General features: G+C 72.0%; 12 protein-coding genes. 4 read left to right on the forward strand and 8 right to left on the reverse strand.

Annotated elements, in window-relative coordinates; all coding sequences use genetic code 11:
* Positions 1 to 32: 32 nt before the first annotated feature.
* The 4 genes from fxsT to ACWC1K_RS12175 form a co-directional block, all read right to left on the reverse strand.
* On the reverse strand, positions 33 to 3,881 hold the full coding sequence (gene fxsT / locus ACWC1K_RS12160; protein ID WP_450830650.1) for an FxSxx-COOH system tetratricopeptide repeat protein: 3,849 nt from the start codon (positions 3,879 to 3,881) through the stop codon (positions 33 to 35).
* A 223-nt stretch (positions 3,882 to 4,104) separates the two neighbouring features.
* Positions 4,105 to 5,025 (reverse strand): MoxR family ATPase, encoded by a 921-nt coding sequence (locus tag ACWC1K_RS12165; protein ID WP_450830651.1) that lies wholly within the window; start codon positions 5,023 to 5,025, stop codon positions 4,105 to 4,107.
* An 83-nt stretch (positions 5,026 to 5,108) separates the two neighbouring features.
* A complete protein-coding gene (locus ACWC1K_RS12170; protein WP_450830653.1) occupies positions 5,109 to 6,653 on the reverse strand; it encodes a VMAP-C domain-containing protein in 1,545 nt (514 codons plus the stop codon).
* A complete protein-coding gene (locus tag ACWC1K_RS12175) occupies positions 6,650 to 7,495 on the reverse strand; it encodes a TIR domain-containing protein (protein ID WP_450830654.1) in 846 nt (281 codons plus the stop codon). Before ACWC1K_RS12175 ends, ACWC1K_RS12170 begins: the two co-directional genes overlap by 4 nt.
* A gap of 237 nt (positions 7,496 to 7,732) precedes the next feature.
* Between ACWC1K_RS12175 and ACWC1K_RS12180 the strand changes: the two genes are divergently transcribed.
* From ACWC1K_RS12180 to ACWC1K_RS12195, 4 genes are all read left to right on the forward strand, one after another.
* A complete protein-coding gene (locus tag ACWC1K_RS12180) occupies positions 7,733 to 8,494 on the forward strand; it encodes a DeoR/GlpR family DNA-binding transcription regulator (RefSeq protein WP_450830657.1) in 762 nt (253 codons plus the stop codon).
* A gap of 13 nt (positions 8,495 to 8,507) precedes the next feature.
* Positions 8,508 to 9,455 (forward strand): 1-phosphofructokinase, encoded by a 948-nt coding sequence (pfkB, locus tag ACWC1K_RS12185; RefSeq protein WP_450830659.1) that lies wholly within the window; start codon positions 8,508 to 8,510, stop codon positions 9,453 to 9,455.
* A 232-nt stretch (positions 9,456 to 9,687) separates the two neighbouring features.
* Positions 9,688 to 11,775, forward strand: coding sequence for a PTS fructose transporter subunit IIABC (locus ACWC1K_RS12190; RefSeq protein WP_450830661.1), 2,088 nt, complete (start codon positions 9,688 to 9,690; stop codon positions 11,773 to 11,775).
* A gap of 137 nt (positions 11,776 to 11,912) precedes the next feature.
* Positions 11,913 to 12,197 carry a hypothetical protein gene (locus tag ACWC1K_RS12195; RefSeq protein ID WP_450830663.1) on the forward strand — a complete coding sequence of 95 codons (285 nt, stop codon included), beginning with the start codon at positions 11,913 to 11,915 and terminating at the stop codon, positions 12,195 to 12,197.
* 15 nt (positions 12,198 to 12,212) lie between these two features.
* Here ACWC1K_RS12195 and ACWC1K_RS12200 read toward each other — a convergent pair whose 3' ends face one another.
* The 4 genes from ACWC1K_RS12200 to ACWC1K_RS12215 all read right to left on the reverse strand — a co-directional run bounded on the left by ACWC1K_RS12200 (position 12,213) and on the right by ACWC1K_RS12215 (position 16,852).
* Positions 12,213 to 12,959, reverse strand: a complete 747-nt coding sequence (locus tag ACWC1K_RS12200; RefSeq protein WP_450830665.1) for a DUF6227 family protein — start codon at positions 12,957 to 12,959, stop codon at positions 12,213 to 12,215.
* Between the two features lie 168 nt (positions 12,960 to 13,127).
* Positions 13,128 to 14,366 carry an Ig-like domain-containing protein gene (locus ACWC1K_RS12205; RefSeq protein WP_450830666.1) on the reverse strand — a complete coding sequence of 413 codons (1,239 nt, stop codon included), beginning with the start codon at positions 14,364 to 14,366 and terminating at the stop codon, positions 13,128 to 13,130.
* A 147-nt stretch (positions 14,367 to 14,513) separates the two neighbouring features.
* Complete coding sequence (locus ACWC1K_RS12210) at positions 14,514 to 15,542, reverse strand: P1 family peptidase (RefSeq protein ID WP_450830668.1); 1,029 nt, start codon at positions 15,540 to 15,542, stop codon at positions 14,514 to 14,516.
* A 38-nt stretch (positions 15,543 to 15,580) separates the two neighbouring features.
* Positions 15,581 to 16,852 carry a low temperature requirement protein A gene (locus ACWC1K_RS12215; protein ID WP_450830669.1) on the reverse strand — a complete coding sequence of 424 codons (1,272 nt, stop codon included), beginning with the start codon at positions 16,850 to 16,852 and terminating at the stop codon, positions 15,581 to 15,583.
* Between the last annotated feature and the right edge of the window lie 52 nt (positions 16,853 to 16,904).

The following is a 16,904-nucleotide window of genomic DNA, read 5'->3' on the forward strand; positions in this document are numbered from 1 at the left end:
GCAGCCGCAGACAACCGACGGCCAAACCCCTGTTACAACGGCATGGGGTCGATGTCGCAATCGGCCCGGTGTTCCCAGTCGGCAGACATCCGCACCGCGGGGTGGCTGCTGCCCAGCTTGCGGCTGAGACGTTCATGGGTGTCGGTGTGGAGCGTGGCCGCCTCCTCGGTGTGGCCGAGGGCGCGCAGGTCCATGGCGAGGTTGGCGGCGCAGGCGAGGGTGGAGGGGTGATCGTCGTCGAAGACCTCGCGGGAGCGGCGCAGGGTCTCGGTGTCCAGTTCGTGGGCGGTGGCCGGATCGCCCAGGGCGTAGTGGTCGCTGGCGAGGTTGGTGCGGCACACCAGGGTCGACGGGTGCATCTCGCCCAGGGTCGCCGTGAACTCCTCCAGCACCAGTGAGTTGATGTACTGGGAGGCCGACGCGTTGCCCAGCAGCCGGTAGGTGATCGCCAGGTTCAGCGCGGCCGACAGGGCGTGCGGATGGTGTTTGCCGTACGTCTTCTCGTACTGCTCGCAGATGTCGGTGCCCAGCCGCAGCGCTTCCGGAAGGTCGCCGCTGTGCCGCAGATGCACCGACAACTCCAGGGTGGCGGCCATGGATTCGGGGTTGTCGGTGCCGTACCGGTGGATGAGGTCGGTGCGGGCCTGCTCGGCCGTCTCCATCGCCTCCCGGTGCTCGCCCGCCTTGCGCAGGGCCACCGCGAGGTGCCGGTAGCAGGAGAGGCTGAGGGGATTGGTGCTGCCCAGCAGGGAACTGGACCGGTCGACCAGCTCTCGGTGGTACGTCAGCGCGACGGCGTACTCGCCCAGTTCCCGGGTGTCGAGGATGAAGCCGAGCCAGCTCAGCAGCGAGAGCACATGGTCCTGGCCGTAGATCTCGGTGTAGCCGTTCCAGGTCTGCTGGTCGAGGTCGCGGGCACGGGCGAAGTCGCCGACGAGGCGGAGGCTGACGCCGAGGTTGTGGGCGGCGCGCAGGGTTTCGGGGTCGTCGGGGCCCAGCAGCCGTAAGTACTGCTGGTGGACGGATTCCGAGAGGGCGAGGGCCTCGCTGAAGGCGCCGCGTACCCGGTGGTCGATGGCGACGTTGCCCAGCGCGTCGGCGGTGTCCTGGGCGTCGGGGCCGACGGTGCGCCGATAGGCCTCCAGGGTGGCGGAGTTGAGCTCGGCGGCCTCCCGGTAGCGGCCCAGGCTGAAGAGCAGGAAGCCCAGCCATCGGGCCACCTGGAGGGTCTGGGGGTGGTCCTGGCCGAGTTTTCCGGACCACGTCTCGTGCGCGGTGCGGGCGAGTTCCAGACAGGGCTGGTAGTCGCCGAACCGCAGCAGGTAGATGACCTCGTTGACGACGAGGTTGCGCACCCAGCCCTCGTCGGACTGGGCCGCCTCGGAGACCAGCACATGCGGGTAGAGCGCGCCGTACCGGTCCCAGCGCAGCACGTTGTCCGGGTCGTTGGGATCGCTCGCGGCCAGCAGCAGATGCGCTCCCCGCCGCATCGTCGACCGGTCCTCCTCCGTCATCCGGTACAACAGGGCGGCCTGGACCAGGCGGTGCATCTGGAGGGAGTTGTTGCGGTGGTTGAAGCGGGCCAGTGAGTAGCGGCCGATCTCCCGGATGACCTGGCCGAGGCGGATCGGGTCCTCCAGGGCCAGGTCCAGTTCCGGTGCGATCGAGCCGCGCGGCATACGGGCGAAGAGGGAGCGGGCGATGGGCTCGGGGGCGTAGAAGGAGCAGACCTGGAGGAGCTGGTAGGCGGCCGGGTTCTTGGTCTCCAGCTGGTCCAGGGAGATGTTCCAGGCGGCGATGACCGGGTGCTGGTTGTCCAGCGGTGCGGTGCCGCGCAGCAGGTCCACGCGTTTCTCGGTGAGCAGGCGCAGGTATTCGTCGACCAGCATGCCGGTCTCCGCGTGCCAGGCGGCCGCCTGCTCGATGGCCAGCGGCAGGTCGCCCAGCGCCTGGGCCAGCCGGTCGGCGTCCTCGTCGCTGATCTCAGGACCGCGCAGCCGCAGCAGCTGCTTGCTCTCCTCGCGGAGGAAGACGTCGACCTCCAACGGGCGGGCGATGGACGCCCATTGGGGGTTGCGGGAGGTGATGAGGATGTTGCCGGGGCCGCCCGCCGGGAAGAACGCCCTTACCGCCTCCGGGCTCTCGGCGTTGTCGAACACCAACAGCCAGTTGGCGTACGGCCGTCCGATGCGCAGCGCCTCCAGGACGGCCGCGACCGTCGAGGAGGCGTCGCTGCCGGCGGTGATGCCGAGGCGCGGGGCGAGCTCCACCAGGGACAGGGAGATCTGCGCGGTGCGCTCGGCGGAGATCCACCACACCACGTCGTACTCGGACATCCGGCGATACAGGTACTCCACCGCCAGCAGGCTCTTGCCGACACCGCCCATGCCGTGCAGGGCGTGGGGCAGGACGGCTGTCGTCTTCTCCTGCAGCAGCCGCTGGTGGAGGGCCTCCAGGAGATCCTTGCGGCCCGTGAAGTTCGGGTTGCGCGGCGGGATGTTCCCCCAGACCGTGGGGGTGTTCCTGGTGCGCTCGGTACCCGCCGTGTGCGCCGGGACCTGCTCTGGCATCACCGGCCTCCTGTTCCCCTGATGCGTCGGGTGGTCGGAGTCGCCCGGGGTGCGGGCGACGGGGTCGCTGAGTGTGAACGGTGCGGTGGTGCTGGTGCGGGACGAGTGCCGGTGCGCAGGCTCCTCACGGAGGCCCGCGACCGCCTCGTCCACCTCTCCGGCCGGTTTCAGGAACGGCCCGGACAGGGCGTGGAGCACGGCGCTTTCCGCCAGCAGCCACGGACCGGACTCCGCGTCCACGGAAGGGACCTGGGACACGGACTCGCCGCGCAGCAGCCGGGGCAGTCGCCACAAGTGTTCCCCGCCGGGTCCCCGGCGATCCCCCACCAGTTCGACAACCCGGACCAGGTCGGTACGGCGTCCGGCGGCCAGCAGCTCCTCGCGCACGCCGGGCGCGAACTCGTAGGCGGGAAACGCGCGGTCGGCCGGGCGGACGATCCCCTGGGCGAGCAGCAGCGCGAAGTCCGTGAGCGAGCTGCCCGGCAGCAGCGTGTCCTGCACCTGCCGGACCAGCGGGTCGGTGAGGGGGATCGCGGCGAGCATGGTGGCCAGCGTGAACACCTGCTGGGGCGCGGCCGACCGCAGCCGGGCCACCAGCGCGGGGGCGTCCTGCGGCAGCGGGTCCGGTTCGGGAGGGGCGGGCACATGGGCGCGGGGGAAGGTCACCGTGAGCGGCAGCCAGCGCGGGGGCGCCCCGCCCAGCAGGCTCGCCCAGGCGTCCAGCCAGCGGGCGGACAGCTCGAGGACGGGGACCGGTACGTCCGGCCGCCCGGGCGCCGACGCCAGGTCGTACGGGTCGGGGCCCAGCCCCCGGGCCCGCCGGCGCAGCCGGTTGTTGGGCGCTCCCGGAGCGGGGGAGCGCAGCTGCACCTGCCAGCCGCGCAGACCCGTCACCGGCCACACCGGGTGCGGCAGGAGATGGACCAGACAGACCGGCCCGGCCTGCGCCCAGCGCCGCAGCAAGGGCTCCACCCCGTGGTCACGCCAGTGCGGCCCGGCACCGTCGGTGAGCAGCAGGGTCAGCCTGCCCGCCGCACCATGCCGCGGCAGGGTCGCCGGGGCCCTTCCGCGCCCGTACGGGAGCCGGTGCGTGGTGATCCTGCCGAAGCAGCCGGTGCGGTGCAGTTCGCGCGCGAACGCCCGCACCGTCGGCTCCCAGATCCCCATGGTGGGCCCGGAGTCGGTGACCACGGCGACGTCCCAGCGGGTGCCTGCGGGGTGCCCGGCGGGCCGCCGCAGGGCGGTGCCGGTGCGGCGTAACGCTTCGGGTAGTTCGGGAGGCAGCGGGGGCCAGGTGGAGGGTGGGGTCATGGGGTGTCGGCCTCCGTTCCGGTGGTGGGGGCGGGGCCGACGGGTCGTAGTGCGTGGGGTGACGCAGGCCGCGCCCTGAAGGGGCGCGGGGCTGTATCGATGTGCGGCTGCGCCGCGATGGGGGTCCCCCCGCTCGAGCGAAGCCGAGAGCGGGGGAGCGACCAGCCACAACGGCACCGCAGATGACAGACGGCATATCGCGCTGTCTCCGGCGGAGCGCTGCTCATGGCTGCTCCGCCTCCGTCCACGCCCACACCGTGTCCAGTGCCTCCTGCCAGCTGCGCCCTTCGGCCAGGGAGGTCAGTGCGCCCTGGGCCGTCAGGTGCAGTGCATCGAGGAGCCTGCGCACCACCGACCCCTGGGCCGCCTCGGCGCGGTCCAGGAACGCGGTCAGGACGTCCTCCGCCAGGCCCTGCGGGAAGTGCGCCGTCGCGATGGCCTCCAGCACCGCCCGGGTCGGCGGCGCCAGCGGCAACGGCACGCACTGCTCGGCCAGCGCAGGCGACACGTCGCGGTCGCCGCCGGTGGTGATCACCACGAGAGGGAAGGCGTGACACCGTACGGCGCCGCCGCGCAGCGCCACCGCGGCCTCCGCGTCGTCGTCGGTCGCCATGTGCGCGGGAGCCCCCGGCACCGTGAACCCGCCCGCCTCCAGCACCGTGCACAGGTCCTCCGGCAGCGCGATCTCCGCCCGGTCCAGCCGGTCGAGGAGCAGGACCCGCGGTCTGCGGTACGGCAGGAAGGCGGTGCCCAGCGGGCCGAGCCGGCCGGCCCCGTCGTAGAGGCCCTCCTGGAGGGTGGACACGCTGGTGAGGCGCCAGCGCAGCACCCGGCCGAGGCCCAGCTCGCGGCTGATCCGGTACGCGAGCGCCGACCTGCCGGTGCCGGGCTCGCCGGTCACCAGCAGGGGACGGCACAGCGCCAGCGCCGCGTTGACCCGCTCGACCTCGCCGGGGGCGGCCGGCAGCGGCTTCGCCGGCTCGCCGAGCACGGACGACGCGTACGGGTCGTCGGGCGGCGGGGGCAGGCAGGGGACGGCGGGGTACCGGCGCCAGGGCGGCGGCTCCGGCCAGGGGCCGGCGGCCGCTGAGCCGGGCAGGCCGGTTCCTCGGTAGACGCCCCAGGGCTCGGCGGTCGGCGACATCAGCGGTGTCCTCTCCGGTTGCCGGCCGCACTGCGCGGTCCGGTCGTACGGCTGTGCACGTGCCCCGACCCCCCGAAGACCCGTCAGGCCGGGTCCGGATCCATCGGGTTGCGTTCGGCGTCGTCCCACAGGACCGTCAGATGGCGGCCGATGTGGCCGGTGCGGCCGGCGGTGGCGGCTTCGCCGTTCTGGCCGGCGGCCTCCCGGCGATACGCGTCGACCCTGGCCGGGAACCGCTTCAGGCCGCCGCGGAGCAACTCGTCCAGGACCTCCCGCAACCCCGATGTGGCCCGGTCCGCCCGGTTCCAGATCACCACGGGCAACCCCATGCGCAAGGCGGTCTGCAGCTCCTGGCTGCCCTGCCCGGTGCCGGTCAGCGGCGGTTCGCTCAGCACCAGGGCCACCAGGTGCTCGTCCTCGTCGAGGCGCTGCTCCAGGGCGTGCGCACCGGAACGTACCCGGGTGTCGGCCGCGTAGCAGACCGAGCGCGACGGCGGTTCGTCCGCGCCGAGCTGCCGCCAGCGGGTGTTCCAGAACTCGTGCCACTCCCGGGTCTGCAGGCGGTCCAGGCTGCGGATGACCACCGAGAACTCGCTCGCCGACGTCACCTGCGCGGCCCAGTCCCAGTCGTGCGGCCACCACTCCACGGGCAGGTTCAGCAGCTCGAACGGCAGCACGAACTCCAGGAAGAGCGGGGCCGGTTCGGCCGTACCGGCCGGCCCCGCGGGACGGTGCCGCTCGTTCTGCCGGACGATCGAGCCGACCACGTCCTCCAGCTGCTCCACCGGCACCTGGTGCCGCGGCTGCCCCTGCACCCAGCCGCGGCCCGGCCCGTCCGACATGTGCGAAGGGAACACGTTGTACTGGGTGTTGTTCAGGGGGTCCGTCTCGATACGGATCGCCAGATACCGTCTCAGCTGCCGGGCGACCCCGGACACCGACGACCCGCGCGCCCTGTTCCGCTCCTCGTCCAGCAGCTCGGACAGGCCGAGGCCCAGCGACCAGTGCCGGTTGCGGGCCATCACCTCCTCGCTGAGCTCTCCGCTCATGTACGGGGCGCACACATCCAGGTGGAGCATCCACGGGGGCAGCTCACCGGGTGCCGTGTTCTGCCCGGCGAGATAGAGGAAGTCGTGCCACGGGTTCTCGGCGTGCGGCGGCGGTTCGGTCAGCCGCTTCCCGGTGGCGAGCCACATCAGGGCGGACCGCATCTTGTACGGGTACGGCAGCGGCTGCAGCGGGCGCAGCGCCTCGGCGAGAAACCGCCAGGACCCGAGGACCGCCAACCCCTCCAGCGAGCCCACCGCGGTCCACTCGTCGGCCAGCCGCCGCACGGCGAACACCTGCGGACAGTACGGATCCAGGCCGTGCACCACGTCCGCCAGCACCGACAGCCCGCCCGGGTCCACGCAGCAGTGCCGGAAGACGTCCAGGAACTGCCCGGCCGCGGTGTCCTCGTCCCGTGTGGCGAGCGGACGCCCGGTCTCCCGGCCCACCGCGGCGACCAGTTCGGCGCGCCCCTCGGCCGTGTCCAGCGCCCGCATGTCGAGCAGCGTGCGCGCCGTGCGCGCACCGATCCGGGCGCGTATCCGGGAGGCGTTGCGGTCCTCGCCGCCCGCCTCCGTCAACGCGGCCCCTCCGAGCGGGGGAAGGGGGGAGCCACGGTGGGTTTGGAGCGGCCGGTGCGCGCGCCGCCGACGCCCGCCAGCAGAGCTTCCTGGGCTGCCTCGACGTCCAGTTCCGGAGAGGACAGATCGATGTACACGACCGAGCCCAGCAGGCCCTGCGGGGCGCACCGGTCCACCATCACCGGCACGAGATTGCGCAGCAGGCCGGTCGGGTCGCCGTGCTGGACCGCCTGCCACTCCAGCCGGCCGTAGACGGAGTCCAGATACGCCGGGGAGAGGACCGCGATGGTGCGTTCGCACTGTGTCACGCCCCCGTCCATGCCGAACAGCCAGTTGCTGCCCGGAACGAAGTCCCATTCCTGCACCAGGACGCTGTAGCCCGCCTTCTCCAGCTGCCACGAGATCCACACGGCCCATCTGCGGTCCGCGGCGGTGTACGAGACGAAGAAGTCCCGGCGGTCGTCGATCCGCCGGTACGCCGCGACCGCGGCCCCGTTGACCCCGGCCGACGGCGCCCGGGCCAGCCGCTGCCGCACCAGCTCGCCCACCACATGGGAGGTCCAGCTCGGGCCCTCGATCCGCTCCACCGCGTGCGCCAACGCCATCAGACCACCCTGCTGCTCCTCGCAGTACCGCACCAGGTCCAGGAACTCGCGCATCAGGCTCGGCTGGTCCGCAGCCTCCAGCGGCTGCGCCAGCTCCGCCCCGACCAGCTCGAACAGCAGTGCCCGGGTCAGACCGTCCGCCAGCTTGGGCGAGGCGAGCAGCGCCTGGACCACATTGATGGGCCAGTTGCGACCGCCGTCCGCCCGGGCGCGCGGGTTGGGGTCGTCCGTGTCCACAACACCCCCCGAAGAAGTTGCGTCCAGGAGTCCAGGATACGGACGGGGTGACTGCCCGTCAGGGCTTCCGCAGCCGTCTGCTCACTTCTCGGCACGGATCCCGGCGTCGATCTCGTGTATCCGCCATCGATGCCCGTTTGTGTCCGAGTGGCGCCCGAACCTGTTTACTTTCCAGAAATCCGGGCGTAGCCTCCGAGTGAAACCACAAGTTCGGGCATGGGTCGGAGGTGAACGGACATGTACGCACCGGAGCGGCAGCAGGAGATCCTCCGGCTTGCCCGGGACGGCGGGCGGGTGGACGTGGTGTCGCTGGCCGAGGAGTTCAAGGTGACGGCGGAGACGATCCGCCGGGACCTGAAGGCCCTCGACCGCGCGGGGCTCGTCCGGCGGGTGCACGGCGGTGCCATACCGGCCGGGCGGCTCGACTTCGAGCCCGACCTCGCCGAGCGCGAGGGCACCTCCACCGACGAGAAGGACCGCATCGCCAAGGCGGCCCTCACGGAGCTGCCCGGCGAGGGCACGATGATCCTCGACGCCGGTACGACGGTGGCGAGGCTCGCCGCCGCGCTGCCCCTGGAGTCGTCGCTCACCGTCGTCACGCACAGCCTGCCGATCGCGGCCCGCCTCGCGGACCACCCCGGCATCCAGCTCCACCTCGTCGGGGGGCGGGTGCGGAACCGTACGCGCGCCGCCGTGGACGCCTGGGCGCTGCGGGCCTACAGCGAAATCCGGGCTGATGTACTTTTTGTGGCGGCGAACGGCTTTTCCGCCGACCACGGTCTGACCACCCCCGACCTCGCCGAGGCCGCGGTCAAGCGCGCGGCGGTGGCCGCGGCCCGCCGGGTGGTGCTGCTCGCCGACTCGTCCAAGCACGGCCAGGAGCACTTCGCCCGCTTCGGCGACCTGAGCGACGTGGACCTGCTGATCACCGACAGCGGGCTGAGCCCGGAAGACGCCACCGCCATCGAGCGCGGCGGCACGGAAGTGCTGTGTGTCTAGAAAACGAGTGCGCATGATCCTCACCGTCACCCCGAACCCGTCCCTGGACCGTACGTACGAGGTCCCCTCGCTCGACCGTGGCGAGGTCATCCGCGCCACCGGTGAGCGCATGGACCCGGGCGGCAAGGGTGTGAACGTCTCACGTGCGGTCGCGGCCGCCGGGCGGCGCACGGTCGCGGTGCTGCCCCTCGGCGGTGCGCCGGGCGCGCTCGTCGCCGAGCTGCTCGACGCGCAGGGCATCGAGGTCGCGCCGGTCCCGGTCGCCGGGGCCACCCGCTCGAACATCGCGCTCGCCGAGGCGGACGGGGTGCTCACGAAGATCAACGCGCCCGGTCCCGAGCTCTCGGCCCAGGAGCAGGAGCTGCTGCTGAACACCGTGCACCGGCAGTCGCCCGACGCGGACTGGATCGCCTGCTGCGGGAGCCTGCCGCGGGGGCTCGCACCCGCGTGGTACGCCGATGTCGTCGCCCGGGCGCACGCCGGGGGCGCGCGGATCGCCCTGGACACCTCCGGGCCCGCCCTGCTCCAGGCGCTGCCCGAGCGGCCCGACGTGGTGAAGCCGAACGCCGAGGAGCTCGCGGAGGCCGTCGGGCGCCCCCTGTTCACCGTGGGCGACGCGGTGAAGGCGGCCGAGGAGCTGCGCGAGATGGGCGCGCGCGCCGTCCTCGCCAGCCTGGGCGCCGACGGACAACTGCTCGTGGACGTCTCGGGCGCCTGGTTCGGCAGCGCCCACGCGCGCGCCGTACGCAGCAATGTGGGAGCCGGTGATGCCTCGCTGGCAGGTTTCCTGATCGCAGGCGGCAGCGGCCCGGAGGCCCTCGCCTCGGCGGTCGCACACGGCGCGGCGGCCGTCCAGCTGCCGGGCAGCGTGATGCCGACCCCGCGTGACCTGGATCCGGCGGCGGTGACGGTGACGGCCGACGTACCGGTGGATCGTGTCCTCAAGGAGCCGGTGTCATGACGTGTCCCCTGTACGGACCCAGGCCCTGCGGACCGGCTCCGAAGCGGCGAGGCTCCCCCTTACTCGCCGCGGCCCACGGGCGGCAGAGCCACCTGAGCCGCTCTGCCGCCCCGTGGAGGCGGGGTTTCCCCGGCCCCGCCTCCACCCCCACCGATCCCACCCCCCGCAGCACCCCCGTCCCCACCCCCGCCCACCCCACCCCCCGGGCGATACGCGTGCGAAGGAGCCCGCGATGAGCGAGATGATCACCGCGGATCTGGTCGACCTCGACCTGTCCGCCGATACGAAGGAAGCGGCGGCGCGTGCCCTCGCCGAGCGCATGGTGGCCCTGGGCCGGGTGACCGACCTGGACGGCTTCCTCGCCGACGTGGCCGCGCGCGAAGCGCAGATGCCCACCGGCCTCGACGGCGGCATCGGCATCCCGCACTGCCGCAGCGAACACGTCACCGAGCCGACGCTGGCCTTCGGACGCAGCGCCGCCGGCATCGACTTCGGCGCGGCGGACGGGCCCGCCGACCTGATCTTCCTGATCGCGGCCCCCGCCGGCGCCGACGACGCCCACCTGACGATCCTCTCGTCGCTGGCCCGGCAGCTGATGAACGCCGAGTTCACCGACGCACTGCGGTCGGCGGGCGACGCGGCGGCCGCGGCCGCACTGATCCGCGGGGACGAGCCGGCAGCGGCCGGCTCCGAAGACTCCGCTGCGGCGTCGGGGGCGGCCTCCGCCGACGCCGCAGCGGGCAGCACGGCCCCGGCGCCGGGTGCGAGCGTCGAGGACGCGTCCGCCCCGGCACCGGGCGCCCCCTCGGCGGACGAGCGTCCCTTCCGTATCGTCGCCGTCACGTCCTGTCCGACCGGCATCGCGCACACGTACATGGCGGCCGAGTCGCTGGAGAACGCGGGCCGCGAGGCGGGCGTCGAGGTCACCGTCGAGCCCCAGGGCTCGGCGGGCTTCACCCGGCTCGACCCGGCCGTCATCGCCGCGGCGGACGCCGTGATCTTCGCCCACGACGTCCCCGTACGGGAGAAGGAACGCTTCGCCGGCAAGCCCACCGTCGACGTCGGCGTGAAGGCCGGCATCAACCGCCCCGGGGAGCTGATCACCGAGGTGCGCGGCAAGGCCGAGCGCGGTGAGGTGACCGCGGGGGCCGCGCCCGGCACCCCGGTCGAGCGCGCCGGCGAGTCCGGCGAGGGCTATGGCACCAAGCTGCGCAAGTGGCTGATGTCCGGCGTGAGCTACATGGTCCCGTTCGTCGCGGCCGGCGGTCTGCTGATCGCCCTCGGCTTCGCGATCGGCGGCTACGAGATCAAGTCGGCGCCGTCGGTGATGGACCACTTCGTGTGGACGCAGACCGACAGCTGGGCCGCGCTGATGTTCCAGATCGGCGCCGTGGCCTTCGGCTTCCTGGTCCCGGTCCTGGCCGGCTACATCGCGTACGGCATGGCGGACCGGCCGGGCCTGGTCCCCGGCTTCGTCGGCGGCATGATCGCCTCCACGATCAACGCGGGCTTCCTCGGCGGTCTGGTCGCCGGTCTGCTCGCCGGTGGTGTGGTGATGGCGATCCAGAAGATCAACATCCCGGCGGTGCTGCGCGGCATCATGCCGGTGGTGGTGATCCCGCTGATCTCCTCGGCGATCGTCGGGTTCCTGATGTTCGTCGTGGTCGGCAAGCCCATCGCCTCCGCCCAGAAGGGCATGACCGACTGGCTGAACGGCCTCTCCGGCTCCAACGCCATCCTGCTCGGCGCCCTGCTCGGCCTGATGATGTGCTTCGACCTCGGCGGCCCCGTCAACAAGGTCGCGTACACCTTCGCCACCGCCGGCATCGCGGTCTCCAACCCGAGCGACTCCGCGATGAAGATCATGGCCGCGGTCATGGCCGCCGGCATGGTCCCGCCGCTCGCGATGGCGCTGGCCACCACGGTCCGCGGGAAGCTCTTCACCGAGACCGAGCGTGAGAACGGCAAGGCCGCCTGGGTGCTGGGCGCCTCCTTCATCTCCGAGGGCGCGATCCCGTTCGCCGCGGCCGACCCGCTGCGCGTCATCCCCTCCTCGATGGTGGGCGGCGCGATCACCGGAGCTCTGTCGATGGCCTTCGGCGCCACCCTGCGCGCCCCGCACGGCGGCATCTTCGTGGTCCCGCTGATCGGCAACGCCTTCCTCTACCTGATCGCCATCGCGGTCGGCGTGTGCGTCACCACCGGTCTGGTGGTCTTCCTGAAGGGCATGCGCAAGCCGGCCCCGGGGGCCGTGAGCCCCGGCACGGCGGACGACACGTCGACGGCGACGGCCCAGGCGAAGCAGCCGGTGGCCGCCTGACATCGAGGCCCGCATGCCCCTTTGGTGCACTGTGAGTCGATCAGTACAGCTGAGGGGCATGTGCCTTACCTGCGAAGACTGCGAGATACGTCACGGTCCGGGGTCAAAGCCCCGGACCGTGGTGTCTACTGGGGCGCATGCCCGATGAGCACGTCTCGATCCTCCAGTCGCTGGGCGTGGCCGTCCTCGCCTTCGCGGCCGTCGTCTGGACGCTCGGCCTGATCGGCCTGGTGCGCCGCGGCCGCTCCGGTGCCGGCAGCCTACGGCTCACCTTGCGCACCCTCTGGTACACCGGCCGCACCCCCCTGCGCTCCCTCCCGCACCAGCGGCAGTTCCCTCCGCATCTGGAGTACGTCGAACTGACGCCGACGGAGCGGGCCGCCTTCGCGGGCCTGGTACGGCAGCTCAGCGACGGCCGCTGACCCGCGGCCGGCGGGTCAGGAGAGCTGCGCCGCCCGCCGCTCCATCGCATCCCGGGCCGCGTCCTCGCTGACGTACACCTCGCACATGTGCCGTCCGTCGGGCGTCGCCGTGTGCTCGACCTCCCAGAGGGAGACCTCCACGCCGTCACGCAGCAGGAACGCGTGCTCGTAGAGCGAGAAGCACAGCCCGGCCCGCCCCGCGCGGCACGGGCGTCCGAAGGCCTGCGTGATCTGGTGCGCGAACGCCGTCGCGAGCAGCGCGGCCGTCTCCGTGCCCGGCCGGTCCGGGTTCTCCGCGCGGCGCAGCAGCCGGCGCGCATGGTCCGCGGAATCGTCCGGCACATACGCGTGCCGCGAGGCCGGGACCGGCGACAGCTGTACCGTCACCGGCAGCTCGAAGTCCGGTGCGTCCGCAGGCAGCGGCAGCCGCGCGGTGGCCGCACGCAGCTCCTCCTCGTCGACATACACCTCGTGCTGCGCGAGGCTGCCCGGCGCGGTGTTGTGCACGAGCTCCCACAGCGTGAGCGCCGAGCCGTCGACCAGCAGCCAGGTGTGCCGGTACGTCTCGCGGTGCAGCCCCGAGCTGTGGTGCGCGGAGTGCAGTGAACTGTCGTGCGCCAGCGCGCAGTCCAGCTGCCGTATCGTCTCGTCCGGCAGCTCGAAGGAGTTCAGGGCACGGCCGAGGAGTCGCTCGAGATGCTCCTCCGGAGACTCGGGCGACTCGGCGGGTTCGTACGCTGTCGTCTCGTACGGAACGCTCAAGGTTTCTCCCGGCGTTGCTGCATGTCACCTTGTGGGTGCATACCGTAGCCCCTCGGTCGGACATCATGTCCGGGAACCGAGAAAACGTACGCACAGAAAACGCGCGGGCCGTGTGAGAAGTTCCCACACGGCCCGACGATCTGTCAGAAAGTGCTGCTCAGGCGGCGGTTAGCCAGCGCTCCCCGCCACCCACTCGCTCCACGGCATGTTCCAGCCGTTGAGCCCGTTGTCGGGGGCGACCGTCTTGTCGGGGGAGTTCTTGACGATCACGACGTCCCCGATCAGCGAGTTGTCGTAGAACCACTTGGCGTTCGTGGCGCCCTGAGCACCTTGCACGTCCGCGAGCCCGACGCAGCCATGGCTGGTGCCCTGGCGGCCGAAGGGCGGATTGCCCCTGTTGTACCAGTAGTTGCCGTGGATGAAGGTGCCGGACCGGGTCAGGCGCATCGCGTGCGGCACATCCGGGATGTCGTACTCGCTGCCCAGGTCCACCGACTCGCTGTTCATGCGCGTCTGCACGAACTTCTCGGAGATGACCATCTGCCCGTTGTACGTCGTGTGCTCCGGGCTGCCGGACGAGATCGGCACCGACTTGAGGGTCGTGCCGTCCCGCACGACCGTCATGGTCTGCGTGTTCACGTCCACCGTGGAGACCTGGGAGCGCCCGATCGTGAAGGTGACGGTCTTCTTCTGCACCCCGTAGACGCCGTTCGCGCCCTGGACGCCGTCGAGGTCGATCTTCATCGTGACCTTGGAGCCGGCCTTCCAGTACTCCTCGGGCCGGAAGTCGAGCCGCTGCGCCCCGAACCAGTGCCCGACCACCTTCTGCCCGCTCGTCGACGTGACCGTGATGTGCGACTGCACGGCCTTCTTGTCACTGATCACCTTGTCGAAGGTGAAGGACACCGGCATGCCCACGCCGACCGTCGTCCCGTTGTCCGGGGTGTACGTCCCGATGAAGCTGTTGGCCGAAGTGACGGTGGTGAAGATCGAGTTGGCGGCCGCCGTACGGCCGCTGCCGTCCTTCGCGGTCGCCGAGATCTGGTACTTCGTCCCGCGCTCCAGCTGCTCCTTGGGCTTCCAGACCCCGCCGTCCGCGGATATCGACCCCGCAACCGCCTGCCCCGACCCGGCCACCGTCATCTTCACGTCGGTCAGCCTGCCGCCGCTGACCTTCACGCCGGTCGTGTTGATCGACGCGTCGGTCGAGCCGTCCTTCGCCGAGATGACGATCTTCGCCGTCGACGTCCTGGACGTGCTCTCGCCGCCCTTGGCGTCGCCCGAGGAGCCCGAGGAGTTGGCGTTGGCGTCGCCACCGCAGGCGGTCAGGGTGAGGGCGCCGACCATCAGGGCGGCACAGGCTCCCAGTACGCGTACGCGCCGCGCTGCAATGTCCGGCGTTCTCACGGGCTGCTCCAGTTTCGTGTGATGTGCGTTGTCCGTTCCAGTGCGTGGGAAAGGAGGGAATCGGCGGACGGTGGGGTTCCCTCCGTCCGCGATGAACGCGATCACGTGACAGAACCGGGACAATCGCGTGCGAACGCAGCCCTGTTGTTACCGACTCCCGTACAACTCCTCGTACGAGGGCCACGTCCCGCCGGGCCCGTCCACCGGCTCGGCGCAGCGCACGGCCCGCACGATCGCCCGGGTCACCACATCCGCGCCCGCCGCGAGGATCTCGTTCAGCGCGAGGGGGTGCCCGGCGTCGAGCGGGCGCGCTCCGGTCGCCAGGGCGAACACCGTGTCGCCGTCGTTGAGCAGGTGCACCGGCCGCACGGCGCGCGCGATGCCGTCGTGCGCCGTACCGGCGAGCTTCTGCGCCTGCGCCTTCGACAGGTCCGCGTCGGTGGCGACCACGGCGAGCGTGGTGTTCAGCGGAGGGAGGGCGTTCTTCGCGGTGCTCTCGGCGAGACGGCCGCGCGCGGCCTCGTGGACATGCGGCTCGGGACAGCTCACGCGCCCCTGGAACAACTCCCCGTACAGAACCCCCGTCTCCGGATCCATCGCCGATCCGGCCGCGTTGGCCACCACCAGGGCGGCCACCGTGATCCCCGAGCCGAGCACCGTGCTCGCGGTGCCGACCCCGCCCTTCAGCGGCCCCACGGCCGCCCCGGTGCCGGCGCCCACGCACCCTTCCCGCACCCGTGCCCCGGCCTCGCTCGCCGCGGCCGCCTCGACCGCCGCCCGGCCGGTGGCGGCATCGGGCCTGGCGCGGAAGTCGCCGCCCCGCCCGAGGTCGAAGACGCAGGCGGCGGGGACCACCGGCACCACGTGCGCGGGATCCACCCCCACACGCACCCCGCGCCCCTGCTCCTCCAGCCAGGCCATCACCCCTGACGCCGCGTCGAGCCCGTACGCGCTGCCCCCGGTCAGCACGATCGCCTCGACCTTCTGCACGAGATTGCGCGGGTCGAGCGCGTCGGTCTCCTTGGTGCCGGGACCGCCGCCGCGCACGTCCACGGCGGCGACGGCGCCGCCTTCCGGGGCGAGGACGACCGTCGTGCCGGTGAGCCAGCCGCCGCCGGTGCGCGTCGCGTGTCCCACCCGCACTCCGGTGACGTCCGTCAATGCGTCAACTGTCATGGAGCCAGTCTCGCCCGGCCCGGCACGACAGCGCCCCGTCAGCCGACCGGACTCGTCGCGTGCTCCCCGCCCGATCCGCTCGATCCGCTCGCCCCGGCCTCTCCTGGGCCCCGGTCCCTGCGCACCGCCAGCGCCACCCCGCACGCCACCGCCAGCGCCGACACCAGGCCCGCCGCGAGCACCGCCCAGTGCCCCAGGAAGGTGCAGACGATCACGAGCAACGCCGTGCTCGGCAGGACCAGTTGCTGGGCGATGCCCACCTTGTAGTAACGGGAGTGCAGCGCCCACACGGTGAGCAGATACAGCGCCGTCGGCAGGGTCACCGCCGCCGACGCCTCCAGCGTGGAGATGTGCGCCTTGCCGACCGCCTGCTCCACCGCCACCTCCAGGCCCGCCCCGACCGCGGCCGCCGAGGCGAAGATCAGGTAGTGGCCGTACCCCCACAGGAACGCCTGCCCGTTGGTGCGCAGATGACCGTGGATCGGCACCGCGAAGTAGATCCACCAGGCGGCGAAGATGATCAGCAGCCCGCCCGCCGCGATGGGCAGCAGATCGCCCAGGGCGTCGTTCTCGTCGATGCCCGACTTCACCGCGACGGTGGCCGCCGCGATGGTCTCGCCGAGCACGATGATCGTGAAGAGCCCGTACCGCTCGGAGATGTGGTGCGGATGCCAGGACGTGGGGTGGTCCTTCTCCGCGTACGGAGGCACGCACATCTCCAGGACCGCCATCACCACGAAGACCCACCCCCGGGCGCCCACCGGCAGCACCACCAGCCCGAGCCAGCCGACCATGCACAGCGACACACCCGCGGCATAGCGCAGCCCCATGGTCCGCTCGGCGCCCTCGGCCGACCGTGCCGCACGCAGCCACTGTGCCGTCATGGCGGCCCGCATGATCACATAGCCCAGCCAGACCACCAGGAACTCGTGCTTCTCGAACGCCCGGGAGATCCCGGCCGCCAGCACCAGCACCCCGGCGATCTGGACCAGGGTGACCACCCGGTAGAGCACGTCGTCGTTGTCGTAGGCCGAGGCGAACCAGGTGAAGTTCATCCACGCCCACCAGATGGCGAAGAAGACCATCGCGTAGTTGAGGATCCCCTCGCCCGCGTGCCCCTCGGCGATGGAGTGCACCAGCTCGACGCCCGCCTGGGCGACGGCCACGACGAAACACAGGTCGAAGAAGAGCTCCAGCGGTGAGGCGACGCGGTGCGCCTCCCCGCGGCCCCGGGCCGCGAGCCTGCGCAGTGGTCGGCGGTCCGCCGGCGTGCCGGAGGACGCGGGCGGCGGAGTCGAGCTGGTCGTCATGGGACCAAGCACAGCAGATAACCGGCGGGAATTCCTCGGCAGCAGCCACGGC

The sequence above is a fragment of the Streptomyces sp. NPDC001492 genome, assembly GCF_053597275.1.

Coding starts and splice junctions, on each gene's coding strand:
- ACWC1K_RS12215 (WP_450830669.1), bottom strand. CDS start 16,852: ATGACGACCAGCTCGACTCCGCCGCCCGCGTCCTCCGGCACGCCGGCG.
- fxsT (WP_450830650.1), bottom strand. CDS start 3,881: ATGACCCCACCCTCCACCTGGCCCCCGCTGCCTCCCGAACTACCCGAA.
- ACWC1K_RS12195 (WP_450830663.1), top strand. CDS start 11,913: ATGCCCGATGAGCACGTCTCGATCCTCCAGTCGCTGGGCGTGGCCGTC.
- ACWC1K_RS12165 (WP_450830651.1), bottom strand. CDS start 5,025: ATGTCGCCGACCGCCGAGCCCTGGGGCGTCTACCGAGGAACCGGCCTG.
- pfkB (WP_450830659.1), top strand. CDS start 8,508: ATGATCCTCACCGTCACCCCGAACCCGTCCCTGGACCGTACGTACGAG.
- ACWC1K_RS12180 (WP_450830657.1), top strand. CDS start 7,733: ATGTACGCACCGGAGCGGCAGCAGGAGATCCTCCGGCTTGCCCGGGAC.
- ACWC1K_RS12190 (WP_450830661.1), top strand. CDS start 9,688: ATGAGCGAGATGATCACCGCGGATCTGGTCGACCTCGACCTGTCCGCC.
- ACWC1K_RS12210 (WP_450830668.1), bottom strand. CDS start 15,542: ATGACAGTTGACGCATTGACGGACGTCACCGGAGTGCGGGTGGGACAC.